The 17,075-nt window shown below is 66.9% G+C and carries 15 protein-coding genes and 3 pseudogenes; 11 read left to right on the top strand and 7 right to left on the bottom strand.

The window, feature by feature from the left end:
• The first annotated feature begins 37 nt into the window (after window positions 1-37).
• The 3 genes and pseudogenes from IHQ52_RS06185 to IHQ52_RS06175 all read left to right on the top strand — a co-directional run bounded on the left by IHQ52_RS06185 (window position 38) and on the right by IHQ52_RS06175 (window position 2,514).
• Window positions 38-838 carry a TetR/AcrR family transcriptional regulator gene (locus IHQ52_RS06185; RefSeq protein WP_174324733.1) on the top strand — a complete coding sequence of 267 codons (801 nt, stop codon included), beginning with the start codon at window positions 38-40 and terminating at the stop codon, window positions 836-838.
• Window positions 835-1,666, top strand: a pseudogene (locus tag IHQ52_RS06180) (SDR family NAD(P)-dependent oxidoreductase). The gene IHQ52_RS06185 and the pseudogene IHQ52_RS06180 overlap by 4 nt, the downstream one beginning before the upstream one ends.
• Window positions 1,663-2,514, top strand: coding sequence for a polyphosphate kinase 2 family protein (locus IHQ52_RS06175; protein WP_006436803.1), 852 nt, complete (start codon window positions 1,663-1,665; stop codon window positions 2,512-2,514). The pseudogene IHQ52_RS06180 and the gene IHQ52_RS06175 overlap by 4 nt, the downstream one beginning before the upstream one ends.
• 116 nt (window positions 2,515-2,630) lie before the next feature.
• Here the strand turns inward: IHQ52_RS06175 and IHQ52_RS06170 are convergent.
• From IHQ52_RS06170 to IHQ52_RS06150, 5 genes and pseudogenes are all read right to left on the bottom strand, one after another.
• A pseudogene (locus IHQ52_RS06170) lies at window positions 2,631-3,431 on the bottom strand (hypothetical protein).
• Window positions 3,432-3,648: 217 nt separating this feature from the next.
• Complete coding sequence (locus IHQ52_RS06165; protein ID WP_006436805.1) at window positions 3,649-4,431, bottom strand: hypothetical protein; 783 nt, start codon at window positions 4,429-4,431, stop codon at window positions 3,649-3,651.
• A gap of 253 nt (window positions 4,432-4,684) precedes the next feature.
• Window positions 4,685-5,572, bottom strand: coding sequence for a 3-hydroxybutyryl-CoA dehydrogenase (locus IHQ52_RS06160; protein ID WP_006436806.1), 888 nt, complete (start codon window positions 5,570-5,572; stop codon window positions 4,685-4,687).
• 162 nt (window positions 5,573-5,734) lie between these two features.
• Entirely contained in the window at window positions 5,735-7,030 is a 1,296-nt protein-coding gene (aceA, locus tag IHQ52_RS06155; RefSeq protein WP_006436807.1) for an isocitrate lyase, read from the bottom strand.
• A 471-nt stretch (window positions 7,031-7,501) separates the two neighbouring features.
• Window positions 7,502-8,278, bottom strand: coding sequence for a hypothetical protein (locus IHQ52_RS06150; RefSeq protein ID WP_040004799.1), 777 nt, complete (start codon window positions 8,276-8,278; stop codon window positions 7,502-7,504).
• A 60-nt stretch (window positions 8,279-8,338) separates the two neighbouring features.
• On the opposite strand from IHQ52_RS06150, the gene ramB reads away from it, so the two are divergent.
• Window positions 8,339-9,769 (top strand): acetate metabolism transcriptional regulator RamB, encoded by a 1,431-nt coding sequence (gene ramB, locus IHQ52_RS06145; RefSeq protein WP_006436809.1) that lies wholly within the window; start codon window positions 8,339-8,341, stop codon window positions 9,767-9,769.
• A gap of 3 nt (window positions 9,770-9,772) precedes the next feature.
• Here ramB and IHQ52_RS06140 read toward each other — a convergent pair whose 3' ends face one another.
• Window positions 9,773-11,185 carry a lipase family protein gene (locus IHQ52_RS06140; RefSeq protein ID WP_006436810.1) on the bottom strand — a complete coding sequence of 471 codons (1,413 nt, stop codon included), beginning with the start codon at window positions 11,183-11,185 and terminating at the stop codon, window positions 9,773-9,775.
• 396 nt (window positions 11,186-11,581) lie between these two features.
• Between IHQ52_RS06140 and IHQ52_RS06135 the strand changes: the two are divergent.
• A pseudogene (locus tag IHQ52_RS06135) lies at window positions 11,582-12,872 on the top strand (lipase family protein).
• Between the two features lie 39 nt (window positions 12,873-12,911).
• On the opposite strand, the gene IHQ52_RS06130 reads toward IHQ52_RS06135, so the two are convergent.
• Window positions 12,912-13,376, bottom strand: a complete 465-nt coding sequence (locus tag IHQ52_RS06130) for a MaoC family dehydratase (RefSeq protein ID WP_006436812.1) — start codon at window positions 13,374-13,376, stop codon at window positions 12,912-12,914.
• Window positions 13,377-13,401: 25 nt separating this feature from the next.
• On the opposite strand from IHQ52_RS06130, the gene IHQ52_RS06125 reads away from it, so the two are divergent.
• The 6 genes from IHQ52_RS06125 (at window position 13,402) to IHQ52_RS06100 (ending at window position 17,070) form a co-directional block, all read left to right on the top strand.
• The gene (locus IHQ52_RS06125) at window positions 13,402-13,938 is read left to right on the top strand and encodes a carboxymuconolactone decarboxylase family protein (protein ID WP_006436813.1); all 537 of its coding nucleotides are present in this window, start codon (window positions 13,402-13,404) and stop codon (window positions 13,936-13,938) included.
• A 13-nt stretch (window positions 13,939-13,951) separates the two neighbouring features.
• Complete coding sequence (locus IHQ52_RS06120) at window positions 13,952-14,620, top strand: class I SAM-dependent methyltransferase (RefSeq protein ID WP_096273008.1); 669 nt, start codon at window positions 13,952-13,954, stop codon at window positions 14,618-14,620.
• 28 nt (window positions 14,621-14,648) lie between these two features.
• Window positions 14,649-15,467 (top strand): class I SAM-dependent methyltransferase, encoded by an 819-nt coding sequence (locus IHQ52_RS06115; protein WP_024500221.1) that lies wholly within the window; start codon window positions 14,649-14,651, stop codon window positions 15,465-15,467.
• A complete protein-coding gene (locus IHQ52_RS06110; RefSeq protein WP_006436816.1) occupies window positions 15,464-15,793 on the top strand; it encodes a cupin domain-containing protein in 330 nt (109 codons plus the stop codon). Before IHQ52_RS06115 ends, IHQ52_RS06110 begins: the two co-directional genes overlap by 4 nt.
• A 46-nt stretch (window positions 15,794-15,839) precedes the next feature.
• Window positions 15,840-16,490 (top strand): helix-turn-helix transcriptional regulator, encoded by a 651-nt coding sequence (locus IHQ52_RS06105; RefSeq protein WP_096273006.1) that lies wholly within the window; start codon window positions 15,840-15,842, stop codon window positions 16,488-16,490.
• 100 nt (window positions 16,491-16,590) lie between these two features.
• Window positions 16,591-17,070 carry an MTB12 C-terminal domain-containing protein gene (locus IHQ52_RS06100; protein WP_006436818.1) on the top strand — a complete coding sequence of 160 codons (480 nt, stop codon included), beginning with the start codon at window positions 16,591-16,593 and terminating at the stop codon, window positions 17,068-17,070.
• The last annotated feature ends 5 nt before the right edge of the window (window positions 17,071-17,075 follow it).

The following is a 17,075-nucleotide window of genomic DNA, read 5'->3' as shown; positions in this document are numbered from 1 at the left end:
CCAGTGTCACCCATCAACCGACTACGCTGGCGTCGTGATGGCCAACCGCCCGAATCCCGCAGCTGCCGCGCGTGCAGCGATGGCGGCTGCGGCCAACGTGACGCGTGGCCTCGAACAGGTACTGACCACCGTCACCGACACCGGCGCCAAACCCGACGGCCGCAAGCAGCGCTGGGAGAAGCACAAGCTCGCACGCCGCACCGAGCTCACCGACGGCGTCATCGCCGCGATCCGCGAGCTGGGTGCCGACGTCGGGATGGACGAGATCGCCGCGCACATCGGGGTGTCCAAAACCGTCCTCTACCGGTACTTCACCGACAAGAGCGACGTCGGGGTGGCGACCACCGTGCGCTTCTTCGAGACGACGATCTGGCCGCGCCTGACCGAGGCGATCTCCGACGACGTCGACGAGTACACCCTCACCCACACGATCATCGGCGTGTACGTCCACGCGGTCGACGATGAACCCAATCTGTACCGCTTCGCGCTCGCCAGCTCGCCCACGTCGTCGCCCGCTCCGGCCGACTCGGTTCGCCTGGTGTCGCAGCTGGTCATGAGCAGCATCGTGATGCGCATGGCCGACCGGGGCGCGGACACCACGGGTGCGGAACTGTGGTCGCACGCCCTCGTCGGCGGTATCCAGCACGTCGTCGACTGGTGGATGACCAGCCGCACGCTCGACGCCGACCAGGTCGTCGACTACCTGACGATGATGGTGTGGAGCGCGATCGTGGGCGTTGCCTCCGTCGACGGGTCGCGGGATGCCTTCCTCGCCGCTCCCCCACCGCTGACCGAACCCGCGCGCGAGGCACCGTCCGACGCGGGAGGGGGGTTGTGAGCCGGGTGGCGCTGGTGACCGGGGGCAGCCGGGGCGTCGGTCACGGCATCGCCCGTGCACTCGTCGACGACGGCTGGACCACGTACGTCACCTCCCGCCACGGCACCGGACCCGACGGCGCCCTCGCCCTGCGCTGCGATCACACCGACGACGCCGCGGTGGCCGCGGCCTTCGACGAGATCGCCTTCGAGTGGGCAACTCGACCTCCTCGTCAACAACGCCTGGGCAGCGCCCAAGGGATTCGGCGGGTTCTCCGACCCGTTCTGGAAACGCCCGGTCGACGACTGGGACACCCTGATCGGCGTGGGCCTACGCGCGCACTACGTCTCGTCGGTTCATGCGGCACGCCTGATGACCGAGGCGGGACGGGGTCTGATCACGAACATCTCGTCCTTCGGGTCCCGCGGCCACCTCCATTCGGTGCTCTACGGGATGAGCAAGACCGCACTGGACAAGATGGCCGCCGACATGGCCGTCGAGCTGAAGGACACGGGCGTCGCCGCGATCTCGTTGTGGCTCGGCCTCATCCGCACCGAGTTGCTGTTGTCGCTCGGCATCGACGAGTTCGCCGGTTTCTCGCTGCAGCGAGCCGAGGACCCGGAGTTCGTGGGCCGGGTCATCTCCCGACTCGCCCGGGACCCGGATCTCGCCGCACACAACGGCCACACCCTCGTCACCGCCGAACTGGGCACCCGCTACGGCATCGTGAACAACGATGGGACACCGCCGGATTCGCATCGTGCTGCGTTCGGCGGCGGACCACTGTTCCCACCATCACACCAGGTGGACGTCGACGATCGAATCCCGTCACGAGAGGACCTGTCATGAGCAAGGGCTGGACGGCACCTGCCGTGGAGGCACTCCGCGCCCGGACGATCGGGCCGATCGCCTCCTTCGACGCCGACTCCACGCCCGGATTCGACGGTGACAAGGATTCCGGGGCAGAGCTTCTCGCCGAGCGCGGTCAGACGCTGGCCGCTCTGCAGGAGCTGTTGTACGCCAACGGCCGCACCGGTGATCACCGGTCGGTGTTGCTCGTGCTGCAGGGGATGGACACCGCGGGCAAGGGTGGCATCGTCCGGCACGTGGGCGGCCTCCTCGACCCGCAGGGGTTGTCCATCAAGGGATTCGGTAAGCCGACCCCGGAAGAGTTGCAGCACGATTTCCTGTGGCGGATCAACAAGGCGCTGCCACCCGCGGGTCGGATCGGGATCTTCGACCGGTCACACTACGAGGACGTGCTACCCGTCCGGGTGCACAACCTCGCCCCGAAGTCGGAGTGGGAGAAGCGTTACCACATCATCAACCAGTTCGAGTCCGAACTGGTCGACAACGGCACCACGATCATCAAATGTTGTCTGGTGGTGTCCAAGGACGAGCAGAAGGCCCGCCTCGCCGAGCGCCTCGACCGGCCGGACAAGTACTGGAAGTACCACCCCGGCGACGTCGACGAACGCGCCCATTGGGACGCCTACCTCGAGGCCTACCAGGATATCTTCGACCTCACCGACAAGGACTCGGCGCCCTGGTTCGTGATCCCGGCGAACCGCAAATGGTTTGCCCGACTGGCTGTCTGCGAGTTGCTCACCACCGCACTCGCCGGACTCGATCTCGACTGGCCGAAGGCGGACTTCGACGTCGAGGCCGAGAAGAAACGAGTCGCGGCGTCGGACTGATCCCCTCGCTGCCCGTTCCGCCTCCCGCGGGCCCGCTTCCTTCCCGCTCTGCCACCTCCCTTCCGCTGCTCAGATCCAATAAGCGGCGAGGAATCCAAGGCGCGCAAGCAAATTCGCTACGCAGGAATCCCTGTTCCCGGTATCAGATCCAAACGGCCGAGCCACGGGCGCAGCAGATCGGGAAGTGAGCCCTCCTCGAGAACCGACCAGGTCCAGCGCACGACCATCACACCGAGCGCCCTGAGTTCGTCCTCGCGACGCTTCTCCCGGCAGACCCGCCTCGATCATCTGCGCACGACTCCAGGACTCGCCGACGCTTTCGGACAATCCGCTCGCCAGCGACAGCGCACGCCGCGCGTTGCGGATACCCTGTCGCCGACGACCCGCAAGGATCTGTGCGATCCGGTCGCGATCCGCGCCGGCACGCAGCGCCTGGTCGAACGCTGTCAGCGCCTGGGCGAAACTCCCCGCCGCGGCGACATCGACCGCGGTGCGCTCGAGTGATGTCACCAGCATGCCGTCGACCTCGACGAGTTCGACGTCGTCCACAGTCGCCGCATGAACGTGCCGATGCCCGAGGACCGAACCGCCCGACTTCTTTCGATTGATGACATGGACGTACTCGATGTCCGGCTTGAGAAGCGGTAGGCCATGAACTGCCGCCGCCGACGCGTGGCCCAACGGCAGGCGCGGCGCCTCGGCGTACCGGTGGTCGCGACGGCAATGGATTTGAGTCGATGAAGACGCTGAGCGCCCTCGCGTCCGCCGAAGGCCGGAGATGACCGGACGAAGACGCCGGGGATGAGGCGCAGCAGATCGCCGCCTTTGACGGCGGCGGCGAGCTGGTTGTCGGAGAACGCCGCATCGAGTGCAGCGCCGCGTCGGACGAGACCGTAGTGGTCAACGGGAAAGAGCATCACTCTCCTTTGACGCACCGGCGGTCCGATCGGATCCCTGCTCACGCGGAACTCTTCCCGCGCGGACGTTTCCCTCCCGCCGTTGCAGCTTCCTTCCCGCTTATTGGATCTGCCGAGCGAGAGGGAATCCGCGCAGCGCGAAACAAACAACCGAGCGCGAACACGACGACGCCCCCGCTGAACCCAGCGGGGGCGTCGTATCGAGTTGTGCGACTGCTTACTTCGCGGTGGTCGCCTTCTTGGCCGGAGCCTTCTTGGCGGGCGACTTCTTGGCGGGCACCTTCTTGACCGGCGGCACCGACTCGTCCTTGGCAGCCTCGACCTTCTTGGCCGGCGATGCCTTGGCGGTGCGGGTCTTGGCCTCGACAGTGCCTGCGGCGCCGTCGATCTCCTTGGCCGCGTCGTCGGCCTGCTCCTTGATGTCGCTGCCGGCCTCTTCGATGGCGACGGCGACGTCCTCGACCTCTTCGCTCACGCGGCCGGCCAGCTTGGCGGCGCGCTCACCCACGAGGCGGGTCTGCGAGGACACGACGCCGAGGGCGTCTTCGGTGAGGTCGACCGCGTCGTTGTAGACCTTCTCGACGCGAGACAGGTTCTCCTGGACGACCGGCTTCTTGCGCAGGCGCTCGAGGGTGGCCTCGCCACGCTCGGCGAGCGTGTTGTAGAAGTCGGTGGCCTTCTCGACGTACGGGTCGGCGAGCTTCTTCAGCTCGTCGGCGGTCAGCTTGCCGCGGATCTCCTCGATCTCGGTCGGGACTTCCTCCGAGAGCGACTCGATGCGGGTCTTGGCCTCGTCGAAGCGGGTCTGTGCGGTTTCGGGCAGATCGGTGATCAGGGCCTTGGTCTCGCTGTAGCGGGCTTCGAGACGCGTCTGCGCGGTCTCGGCAGCGGCCTCGGTGCGCTCACGGAGCTCGGTGAGCTTCTCGGTGACCTGCGCGAACGCATAGTCGCCGGCGCCGACTGCGGCATAGAGGGGGGCGTAATTGCGGGTGGTGGTCACGAGGACACTCCTTCTGTCGGTCACCAATCGCGCTGCAGCACATGCGGTCTCGCTGGTCTCGGCGTCGTTGCCGGGCGCATGTCGGGTTGTCGTCGATTCGACGCGATGGTCGGTGTCGCAAGCCGCCACGATCTTCCGGCTCGTCACCGCGCGAGATGAGAAACCGCGGCACCATCGGTATTGGTGTTTCCGAACTCCAGTATCCACGCTGTGCTAGCAATTGCAAGCATTCTGCTAACACCTGTGGTCCACGTCACCTTTTCCCGACGAGGGGCCGCTCGTATTCGTAGAAACCGTGCCCGGCCTTCTTGCCGAGACGACCGGCCTCGACCATCCGCAGAAGCAGTGGCGGCGGCGAGTAGAGCGGCTCCTCGAACTCCTCGTACATCTTGTCGGCTATCGCCTTGACGGTGTCGAGACCCACCAGGTCGGCGAGCTTCAGCGGCCCCATCGGATGAGCGCAGCCGAGCACCATCGCCTTGTCGATGGCCTCGACCGTCGAGAAACCGCTCTCCACCATGCGGATCGCGGAGAGCAGATAGGGAACGAGCAGCGCGTTGACGACGAAGCCCGACCGATCGGCGGAACGGATCACCTGTTTGCCGAGTACGTCGTGTGCGAAGGATTCGGCCCGTGCGGTCACCTCGGGAGCTGTCATCAGCGTGGTGACGAGCTCGACCAGAGGGAGCACGGGTACGGGATTGAAGAAGTGGAGACCGATCACGCGGGCGGCGTTCTGAGTTGCCATGCCCAGTTTCATGATCGCGATCGAGGAGGTGTTCGACGCGAGCACCGCATGCGGGTCGACGACGATCTTGTCGAGCTGGGTGAAGATCGCGGTCTTGACCGCCTCGTCCTCGACGACGGCCTCACAGACGAGCTGCCGGTCGGCGAAATCGCCCAGGTCCGAGGTGAACGTGAGGCGGTCCACCGCCTGGTCGCGTTCGCGTTCGGTCAGTTTGCCGCTCGACACTCCCCGATCGAGCGAACTCAGGATGCGGGCACGGCCCGCCGCGACGAGGTCGCGAGTCGATTCGTACACCAGCACGTCGGCCTGGGCCCGGGCACACACCTCGGCGATACCCGCACCCATCTGTCCGGCGCCGACGACGCCGACTCGGCAGACCTTCTCGCTTGTCATGTCGAATCCTCACGGGAAAGTTCTGGTAACAACTGATCTCGCACGAACATGGGTAACTCCCGGGGTACGAACCAAGCCCTGGATAGACCAACAGGCGGTCCGCAGCGAAAGCCGCGGACCGCCTGACTGGTTCGCCGAGATTCCGGGGAGGCGGAATGGCTCCTAGTGGAACTGGCCCTCTTCGGTCGAGCCCTTGAGAGCTGCGGTCGAGGTGTTCGGGTCGACGGTGGTGGCGATGCTGTCGAAGTAGCCGGCGCCGACCTCACGCTGGTGCTTGACGGCGGTGAATCCACGCTCGTCGGCTGCCTTGAACTCACGGTTCTGCAGGTCGACGAAGGCGGTCATCTGCTCGCGGGCGTAACCGTAGGCCAGGTCGAACATGCCGTAGTTGAGCGAGTGGAAGCCGGCCAGCGTGATGAACTGGAAGGTGAAGCCCATGGCGCCCAGCTCGTTCTGGAACTTGGCGATGGTGCTGTCGTCGAGGTGCTTGCTCCAGTTGAACGACGGGCTGCAGTTGTAGGAGAGCAGCTGGTCGGGGAACTCCGACTTGACTGCCTCGGCGAACTTGCGGGCCAGCTCGAGATCGGGGGTACCGGTCTCCATCCAGATCATGTCGGCATAGGGAGCGTAGGACTTCGCACGCTCGATGCACGGCTCGATGCCGTTCTTCACGTGGTAGTAGCCCTCGGCGGTGCGCTCACCGGTGACGAACTGCTTGTCGCGGTCGTCCACATCGGAGGTGATGAGGGTCGCGGCCTCGGCGTCGGTACGCGCGATGACGACGGTGGGGACACCGGCGACGTCGGCGGCCAGGCGGGCCGAGTTCAGGGTGCGGATGTGCTGCTGGGTCGGGATGAGCACCTTGCCACCGAGGTGGCCGCACTTCTTCTCCGAGGCGAGCTGATCCTCCCAGTGGGTACCGGCGGCACCCGCGGCGATCATGGCCTTCTGCAGCTCGTAGACGTTGAGCGCGCCACCGAAGCCGGCCTCACCGTCGGCGACGATCGGGACGACCCAGTTGTCGACCGAGTCGTCACCCTCGACGCGGGCGATCTCGTCGGCGCGGAGAAGCGCGTTGTTGATGCGACGAACAACGTTCGGAACCGAGTTCGCCGGGTACAGCGACTGGTCGGGGTAGGTGTGGCCGGACAGGTTGGCGTCACCGGCGACCTGCCAGCCCGACAGGTACACGGCCTTCAGGCCGGCGCGGACCTGCTGCACGGCCTGGTTACCGGTGAGGGCACCCAGAGCGTTGATGTAGCTGCCATCACCCTTGGTCACGCCTTCCCACAGGATCTCGGCGCCACGGCGGGCGAGGGTGTGCTCCTCGACGACCGAACCCTGGAGCTGAGCGACCTGCTCGGCGGTGTAGTCGCGCTTGATGCCCTTCCAGCGGGGATTGGTGTCCCAGTCCTGCTGGATTTCCGCGGCGGTGCGGGGCTTTCCGACGTTGCTCATTGGCTACTTCGCTTTCGTTGTCCTGCTCGTCTCGACCGGGTCGGATCGGGACGACCGGCCCGGCGCGCCGCCGAGGCCTGGAGTGCTGACAGACATCCGACGTGGTTCCCGAGAGCGTTGTACTCGCGAGTCCGGCGGCGGTGTCGGCCGGACTTTGCGAACTCTTGGGCTTCCGTCTGAGGTGCCTGCAGCAAGGGTGCCACAGGACAAACACGCAGGTCCAACCCTCGCGGACTGTAAATCCGGGTTATTTTTTGACGCCGCGTTGCAAAGTTTGCAAATCTTGACATGTGAAAGCCTTCGTGGATCCCCGAAAAAAGTACGCGCGTACTGGGATTTCCTACTCCCGAGTACAGCAGACTCCGTGACTTCTCTGCGAGCCGTCGGGGGTCCGACATCCGGCGCCGGCGCGGCAATAGTGACCACTTTCACACCGCGCAGACGGCCCGACGCGCGCTTCGACCGCCTCGATCAGGGTGCGGTGACGCGACCGACGGCGGCGTCGAAGACTCTCACGAAGGTCGCGGCGTCGACGGGTTCGGTCGGTTCGGTCGGCGGATCGGAGGCCGGCGTGGTCGCGCCCGACACCGTCAGCTGGACGGTCACCGGCCCCGACGTCGGACGGTCCAGGGCGGCATATCCGGCGAAGCCGATCTGGCGGCGGACACCACCGTCGGGCAGCGTCGTGGTGACCTCGGACCGCGTCAGCAGCATCTGCTCGCCGGTGCCGAGGCCGCCGTCCACCTCGGGCGGCGCCATCTCCGTGTACTCGGTGACGACACGGCTCCCGGCGAGATTTCCGACGGTGATCTCGGTGGTCGTGCGCGAGCAGCGACCGGTCGTGGAGAGCCGGTCGGCGTCGATGTCGCGCCTCGCCTCGGTGACCAGCTCGACGAGTACCCCCGTGCCACCACGCGCGGCGAGGACCGCCGAGCTGTCCGCGGTCAGCTCCCCGTTCAATTCCGCGTCAGCGGTCGGGGTGCAGAACCCGGGGGTCACCCGGGCGGTGCGCGCGGCGTCGATGCCCGCCCGGTTTCCCGCGACGAGGTCACTGACGGACAGCGATTCGGCGGTGAATCCCGGCGGTAGGTCGGATGGCTGGAGCAGCAGGTCGGCAGGCGTGCGAGGAGCGGGTGCTTCGGCCGACCCGTTCGAACATCCGGCGATCGCGATCACCGCGGCCACCAGCGCGAACACGGCCGACGCCACCGGCCGCGGGCTGCGGTGTCGGCCGCGGGGTGAGCGCACGCGGTCACCGTACCCTGAAGGGGATCATCGATCTGGCATCCCCTGTCCTGGAGGTGGCGAGTGAGCAGGACCTACGTCGGCTCCCGGCTGCGTCAGTTGCGATCCGAGCGCGGACTCTCGCAGGTGGCCCTCGCGCAGACGCTGTCGATCTCCGCGTCGTATCTCAATCAGATCGAGCACGACGCCCGGCCGCTGACGACGTCGGTGTTGCGCAAGATCACCGAGGCGTTCGGCGTCGACGCCGGGTTCTTCGACTCCCAGGACGATCTCCGGCTGGTCGCCGAACTGCGCGAGGTGCTGCTCGACGACGACATCGAGGCCGGTCCGGGCGCGCACGACGCCCAGCAGATCAGCACGATGGTCGCCTCGCATCCGGAGATCGCGCAGGCGATGGTCAATCTGCACCGGCGCTACCGGATCGCGACCGACCAGCTCGCCGCGGCCACCGACGAACGCGGCGACCGCAGCATGCGGGGCACGATCAGCGCACCACACGAGGAAGTGCGCGACTACTTCTATCAGCGCCGCAACTACATCCATGAGCTCGACATCGCCGCCGAGGAGATGACGAACCGCATGCGCATGCACTCGGCGGACATCCGGCGCGAGATCATGAACCGCATCGAGAACGTGCACGGGATCAGCATCGTGCGCCGCGTCGACCTCGGCGACTACACCCTCCACCGGCTGAACTCCGAGGAGCGCCGCCTGGAGTTCTCGGCCGCCCTCTCCGCCGGACAGCGGACCTTCAAGCTCGCCAGCGAGCTCTGCTACCTCGAGTACCACGATCTCCTCGACGAACTCGTCGACCAGGGAAACTTCACCAGTGAGGACGCGCGCTCACTGGCGCTGCTCGGCCTGGCGAACTACTTCGCCGCGGCAGTCGTGCTCCCCTACAGCCAGTTCCACGGCGCGGCAGAAGATTTCCGCTACGACATCGAACGGCTCTCAGCGTTCTACGCGGTGTCCTACGAGACGATCTGCCACCGGCTCTCGACGCTGCAACGCCCCAACCTCCGCGGGATACCGTGGTCGTTCGTCCGTGTCGACCGCGCCGGGAACATGTCGAAACGACAGTCCGCCACCGGTTTCCACTTTTCCTCCAGCGGCGGCACCTGCCCGCTGTGGAATGTCTACGAGACCTTCGCCTCGCCGGGCAAGATCCTCACCCAGATCGCCGAGATGCCCGACGGCCGCAACTACTTCTGGGTGGCGCGCACGGTCGAACGCCGCGCCGCGCGGTACGGGCAACCCGGCAAGACCTTCGCGATCGGCATGGGATGCGAACTCCGCCATGCCGGTCGGGTGATCTACTCCGACGGCCTCGAGATCGGACCGCAGGCACACGTGACCCCGATCGGTGCGGGCTGCCGCGTCTGCGAACGAACCCAGTGCGCACAGCGGGCCTTCCCCGCCCTGGGCGCCACACTGCGCGTCAACGAACACTCCTCCACGGTGTCGCCGTACATGGCGATCACCGAGACACGGTGAGGATCAGCGACACTCGTTGGTGGCGGGGATTCCCTGCAATCGACGGTCGAGCCAGGTGGCCACATCGGGAAAGGCCTCGAACACCGTCGTGATGTGCTCACCCGGATACTCGCGGTAGATCGCGGTCGCACCGAGTTCGCACTGCTCGGCGAACAGGGCACGCGCCTGGGTCGCGGGAAGCCACCATTCGTAGGTCCCCTGATAGATGAACAGGGGCATGGTCGCCCGGTACCCCGACATCGACGTGACGTCGAAGATGTGGTCGGCGACCGGTGAATGGAACGGGTCGGGGTCGAGCGAGAGCAGCTGCGTCGGCAGATGGGAGAAACCCAGGATGCCCATCTCGCCGGTGCAGAGGTCGCGCAGCCCGGAGGTCGCGAGCCACCGTGCGACATGGTTCGACATCCCCAGGATCTCCGGACGCTCCCGCGCCACACCCAGCATCGCGGAGTGGAAAACCCCGGATGCGAGGTTGGCGTTCATCGCCCCGGCCAGGACCCGGTAATCCGCCGGAACACCGCCGATGGCCGCGCCGACGAAGCGTCCGGCCTGATCGGGGGCGTAGGTGGAGGCGAGTTTCGCGGCCCCGTTGGTGGCGATCGCACCACCGGAGTATCCGTGCATGGCGATCGGGCCACGACCGAACTCGATCGGATCGAGTCTCGCCGCGGCACGGACGGAATCGAGGACGACATGCGCGCCGACATACGGTTCGGCATAGGCCATCCGGGCGCCCGTGTGGTCGGGCACGATCACCGCATAACCACGATCGAGCGCCAGCTGGGTCAGCGGCGGGAACAGGTCGGTGTTGTTGGTGTCCTTGTTGTACCCGTGGGAGAACGTGTAACCCGGTGTACAGGTCGTCCCCAGCGCGACGATCGGTGTGTTGTTGACGAGGATCGGCCGCGGCCCCGGACCCCTCCACGCCTTCTGCGGGACGAACAGGGTCGCCGTGCCGAACAGCGGGCCGCCGGTGGCGTCGGTGGTGCGGAACTTGATCTGCCGGGCCGACCGCAGCGGCACGGTGACGAGGAAGCCGGCCACCTGCGTCACGTCTCTAGTCGCGATCAGGTCGCCGGGCTCGAGTGCGGCGAGGTCGGCGGGCCAGTGATCGAAGAAGCGATCGCCCACCGGCGACGGCATGACCGCCTCACGCAGTTCCTGCAGTTCCTTGGAACCGCCCTCGATCTTCGACCGCTGCGGGATGCGGTTGAGCTTCTTGACCGGCGGGGCGGGCACCACCGCGTCGATCTCGCCCGGGATGGCCGACGGTACGGCGGTCAGGTTCGGTGGCTCGGCCCGGGCCACCGGGCCGAGCCCCGGTCCCCACACGCCACCGAGCAGGCCAACGGTCGCGACGCCGACGGCCGCCGCCACACACAGCGTCCGTGATCGCCACCTGAACTTCGAGCGCATCGCCAACACTCCTGCCACACCGGCGATCCCGGGTCAGCTCACCCCCGATGGTCAGCCCAACTCGCCATTCCGGTCCGAATTCCGTCATGCTAAACGCCCGCGGGGACTTCGGCAGGGGACAAACAGATTCAGGCAGAAATCCCCTGGCCGCGATCACGGTTGAGTATCGAAGAAATGTCCATGCGGGTGGCGGGCATCGACATCTGGTCGCTTGTCCTAGTCTCGACCGCAGCGAGGCGACACACTCGCGAGCTGCGGAGGCACCCGATGGCGGCACCGGCGAATCGCCTACGACACCGGACCAGCCGGCGCGCGCTGATCGTGTGCATCACCCTGGGGCTCGTGGCTGCCTGGCGGACGGTGGCCCCGGGGTCAGCATCCGGCGAACCGCCGAACATGATGCCTGTCCCGCCACCGGTCGCCGAGGCCGTCGACTCGGCCGTGCCACCTCCCCCGATCCCCCGCCTCCGCGAGGTCCCACCACGAGCGCGCGCATCCGGATTCGACCACCGCACACTGGAATTACGTGAGGCGCTGTTGCCGTCACCGACCGGCGACCCGTTCTTCGACCGGTGGCCGCCCGATCTGTCGGCACTGGAACCAGGCCAGGTGATCGCGGTCCGCGACGTCACCGCCTCCGCGAGCCCGGTGGTCACCATCCCGTTGCGGTCGGCGACCCTCGTCAAGTTCGCCACCACCGACGCGGTCGGCGCCCCGATCTTCGGTACGGCAACGCTGCTGATTCCGGCACGAGCGGTCCGTGGGCCACGGCCCCTGCTGGTCAACAACCTGCCGATCGACTCACTCGGAGCCGCCTGTACACCGGGATACACGTTGGCACATGGCTTCTCGATCGCGACGAACCCCACCGACCTGATCCCGCCGACCACTCAGCTCGCCTTGTACGACGGTCACGCGGTCCTCATCCCCGACCATCAGGGGCCGCGGATGGCCTACGCCGAGCCCGTTCTGGCGGGGCACGTCGTCCTCGACGCGATCCGCGCGGGTCTGACGCTACGCCCGGACATCCTGCGGCACAGCCGGATCGCGATGGCCGGCTACTCGGGCGGGGCGATCGCGACGCACGGCGCGTCGAAGCTGGTCGGCGAGTACTCACCCGAACTGTCCGACCGGATCGTCGGCGCCGCACTCGGTGGGGTTCCCGCCGACTTCCGGATGCTGGTCGGCAGCATGAACGCCAACCTGGCCACCGGGCTGTTCCACGCCGCGACCTTCGGCATCGCACGCGAACGCACCGAGATCCTGGCGATGGCCAACCGGCCCGCGCGTTGGCTGGCCACGTCACCGCTGAAGAACGTCTGCGTCATCCCCGAGGCCCTGGCAGGGGGGACATTCCTGCCGATGCAGTTGCTGTCGCGCGACCCGGACCCGTTCCACTCGCCGGTGGCCGAACGCATCTACCGGATCACCGCGATGGCCGACCGTAAATCGTTGGCCCCCTTGCTGATCTACCACGGAACCCACGAGTGGTGGATTCCCGCAGCGGGCGCCCGAGCGCTCTACCGCCAGCAGTGCTGGATACGGGGCGACCGCCGCATACCGCGAGATCTTCGGCGAACACATCACCGGCGCGCTCTTGGGATTCCCGGTCGCGCTCGAGTGGCTGAACATGCGACTCGCCGGACGGCCGGCGGTCGACGAATGCCCGCGGCGCCCGGCCGGATGAGGCCGGGCGCCGCGAGAGTCCGAATCGAACAGACGAGGATCAGTAGACGAGCACGCGCAGGTTCTCGGCGACACAGGCCGGCTTGGACTCACCCTCGATCTCGACCGTGTTGGTCACGACCATGTTCACGCCTTTGGGGGTCTCCTCGATCGAGGTGATGACGGCGTTGGACCGGATGCGGGCGCCGACCTTCACCGGGTTCGGAAAGCGCAGCTTGTTCATGCCGTAGTTGAGGACGAGCTTGGGACCCTCGACGGAGAAGATCTGGCCGGCGATCATCGGCAGCAGGGAGACCGTCAGATACCCGTGCGCGATCGTGGTGCCGAACGGCCCCGACTTGGCGCGCTCGGGATCGGTGTGAATCCACTGGTGGTCACCGGTGGCGTCGGCGAACGCGTCGATACGCTCCTGGGTGATCTCCAGCCACTCGCCCGACCCGAGGTCTTCGCCGATCGCGGCCTTCAGTTCTTCGACACTTCTGAACGTCCGTGTGCTGTTCGTCATAGTGGACGTAGTCTACCGTGGCCCCATGAGCGCACCGCGAGTCACACCGGGTGGTCTCCGAGAACTCGGAGGTTTCAATTTCGTCTTCGCGCGCGGGGCCGCCCGCGTCATCGGAGTCGACGACGCGCACATCTTCTCGACGCTCGGCCGGGCGAAGGGCCTGTTCCGCGGCTGGCTGCATTTCAGCGGCCGGTTGATGCCGTTCGGGACGTTGCCACGCAAGGACTCCGAGATGATCATCATCCGCGTCGCACATCTGCGTGGTTGTGAGTACGAGCTCGACCATCACCGCAGACTCGGGCGCCGGGCGGGCATCGGTGACGTCGAGTTCGAGCGCATCCTCGAGGGCCCGGACGCCGGTTGGGGCGACCGCGAGCGGGCCATCCTGCGCGCCGTCGACGAGCTGGTCGCCGACAAGGACGTCTCCGACATCGCCTGGGCCGCACTGTCGCGGCACCTCGACGACCGCAAGCTGATCGAGTTCACGCTGCTCGTCGGCCAGTACGACAGCCTGGCCACGACGATCCACACGCTCCGCATCCAGCGCGATCGTCATACCTGACATCGGCGAAGCGATGGAGTCGATCAGCCAGCGCCTGATGCGCAACGCCGCATTCGCCGAGATCTACGAGAACCTGTGGCGACCGACCTTCACCCGGTTGTTCAGTCTCGGTGGGCGCGCCACCGAGGACTACGACCGCGCACTGCGCGCATACCTGTCCCGCCCCGGCGACCGACTCGTCCTCGACGTTGCCTGTGGCCCAGGCAATTACACACGCGTGATCGCCGACGGCCTGACCGGCGACGGCCGCTGCATCGGAATCGACTTCTCGGCAGCGATGCTCGCGCGGGCGGCCCGCACCAACGCCGTCGACCGTGCCGCGTTCCTCCGCGCCGATGCGCACGCGATCCCGTTCGGCGACAACACCTTCGACGTCGTCACCTGCCTGGCCGCCCTCTATCTCATCCCCGATCCCCTCCGCGTCGTCGACGAACTGGTACGGGTCACCAGGCCGGGCGGCGAGATCGTCGTGTTCACGTCCGTGGCGACCGAACTGACGTCACTTCCCGGGGTTCAACGGGTCGTCGCCCTGACCGGCTTTCACATCTTCGATGAGCACACCATCGCCGACCGCCTGCGTGCGGCCGGACTGGTGGACGTCGAGCAGACCATCACCGGCCACGGACAGTACGTGCTGGGCCTGAAGCCGGGGCCGGTTATGCCCGCAGGAGATTTACAGTAATGTCCTCCTCGAAATAGGGAGGTTAGGTATGACTAACGAAACTTCGTCCGCCGATCAGCTGCCGTTCGGGCGGCGTAAGACCGAGGACATGCCGGGACATTGGCTGCTCGCCCGGCTCGGCAAGCGAGTGCTGCGTCCCGGTGGACGGGAGCTCACCGAGAGCCTGCTCGACGACGCCCGCATCAACGGCGCCGACGTACTCGAGATCGCCCCCGGCCTGGGCAAGACCGCCACGTCGATCCTCGAGCGATCGCCACGCAGTTACGTCGGCGTCGACGACGATCCGGATGCCGTCGTCCTCACCAAGGATGTCATCGGCGATCGCGGTCGGGTCGTCGCCGGGGACGCATCGGCCACCGGACTCGACGACGCGAGCACCGACGTCGCCGTCGGCGAGGCGATGCTGACGATGCAGTCCGACCGCAACAAGGCCGAGATCGTCGGGGAGGCGTTCCGCGTGCTGCGCCCCGGCGGCCGCTACGCGATCCACGAGCTGGCGATCAATCCCGACACCCTTCCCGACGAGGACAAGACCGAGATCCGCAAGTCCCTGGCACGGTCGATCAAAGTCAACGCGCGACCACTCACCGAGGCAGAGTGGCGAAAGCTGCTGACCGACGCCGGCTTCGAGGTCACCACCGTCAAGTTCGCCGAGATGGCGCTGCTGGAACCGCGCCGCGTGATCGCCGACGAGGGCCTCGGCCGCGCACTTAAGTTCGTCGGCAACGTCATCCGCGACGCCGACGCCCGCAAACGCGTGCTCGCGATGCGTTCGACCTTCACCAAGTACAAGTCGCATCTGGCTGCCATCGAGATCATCGCGGCGAAGCCGGAGGTCGCGGCATGAGCGACACCACCGTGATCACCGGCCTTGCCGAGAACACCGGCAAGGCCGGCGACCGTCCCGACCTCTCGGTGCTCTCTCGCAACGACGGTGCCAACGTCGTGCGTCTGTCCTTCCTCGCCGGGCAGACGATGCCCGACCATCGCGCGGGCCGGCCGATCCTGGTCATCGGTCAGAGCGGCGAGATCGACTTCACCGTGGGTGACGACACGACGCGCCTCGAGGCGGGCGTCGCGATCCACGTGAACGCCGACATCCCGCACGCCCTCGAAGCGCGGACCGATGCAGTGGTCACACTGGTGGTGTTGGAGAATCCGACTGCGAACTGAACTCCGCGTCGGCGCGCGCGGTGCGCGTCGAGATCGAGAGGAACCCATGGCGACCAAGCAGCGCGACAAGATCATCGCCCTGCTCACCGAATCGGCCGCGCCGATGGTCGCCGGAGAGATCTCGGCACGCCTCGACCTGCATGTCACCACGGCCCGCTTCCACCTCGCCAAACTTGTCGAGGAGGGGCGGGTCGAGACCACGACGGTCCCGACCGCAGGCGTCGGACGTCCCCGCGTCGGTTATCGGATGGTCCGGCAGGCGCCCACCGGCGCGCTGCTGGGCCATCTCCTCGGACAGCTCGGCAGCACGACGGCGGCTCGCGAGCACGCCGGCGCCGAGGCCGGTCGCCTCTGGGCCGAACAGCATGCGCACCCCGTGCCTGCCGCCGATCTGCCCGACCCCGTGACCGTCGCCGCCCAAACCCTCGGCGAACTGGGCTTCCAGGTGTCGAACATGGTGAGCGCCTTCGGTTCCCACGAACTACGACTGTGCTCGTGCCCGTTGCAGGACATCGCCCGCACGCACCCCGAGGTCGCCCGCGGAATCGCTCGCGGGGTCATCGAGCAGGCACTTGCCGCGAATTCCCCCGCACTCAGTTCGCAGTATGCCGTCAGCGTCGCCCCGGATCCGTCCGGCGGCAACTGCGAGATCGTGCTGCGACTGGCCCCGGTGCGACGCGGCGCAGCCCTCCCCTGAGACACGTACATAGGTAAGGCTTGCCTCAATCAATTTTGAGGATTAAGTTACTCCAAAGGCGTTGGCGAACGACCACCGCCGGACACAGGAGAACCACGTCATGCAGCTCATCCGGAGGATGACCATCGCCGCGCTCGCGACGCTCGTGGCCGTCATCGGGCTCGTATCGGCCACCGGCGGCGCCTCGGCCGCCAAGACCTTCCCGCCGAACTTCAAGGTCACCGCCGACCGTCCCACGCTCGCCGATCTCAACGACATCGTCGAGTTCCTGGTCGAGACGCCGGCGTCGGATCAGGCCAAGGCAGCCAACGTCGAGGGCGGCATGAACGCCGTGATCGTCCCGAAGACCGTGTACTCACTCGGCCTCTTCCGTGCGCCTCGTGGCTGGAACGACGTGACCGGCCCCCTGGTCCAGAAGGGCAACAGTGTCACCGCCACGCTCAACAGCGGCTCGGCCGGCCGTCCCACGATCCGCATGACGATCGAGTTCAAGAAGCTCGACGGCAACTGGAAGCTCGCGGCGAGCTCGCTGTGCCAGGGCGTCAAGACCGTCGGCCTGAACATCTACTGCAACAGCTGATCGGC

This window comes from Gordonia amicalis (genome assembly GCF_022059885.1).
GTDB lineage: Bacteria > Actinomycetota > Actinomycetes > Mycobacteriales > Mycobacteriaceae > Gordonia > Gordonia amicalis.
The sequence above is the reverse complement of the archived record's forward strand: the minus strand, read 5'-3'. Positions and strand labels throughout refer to the sequence as shown.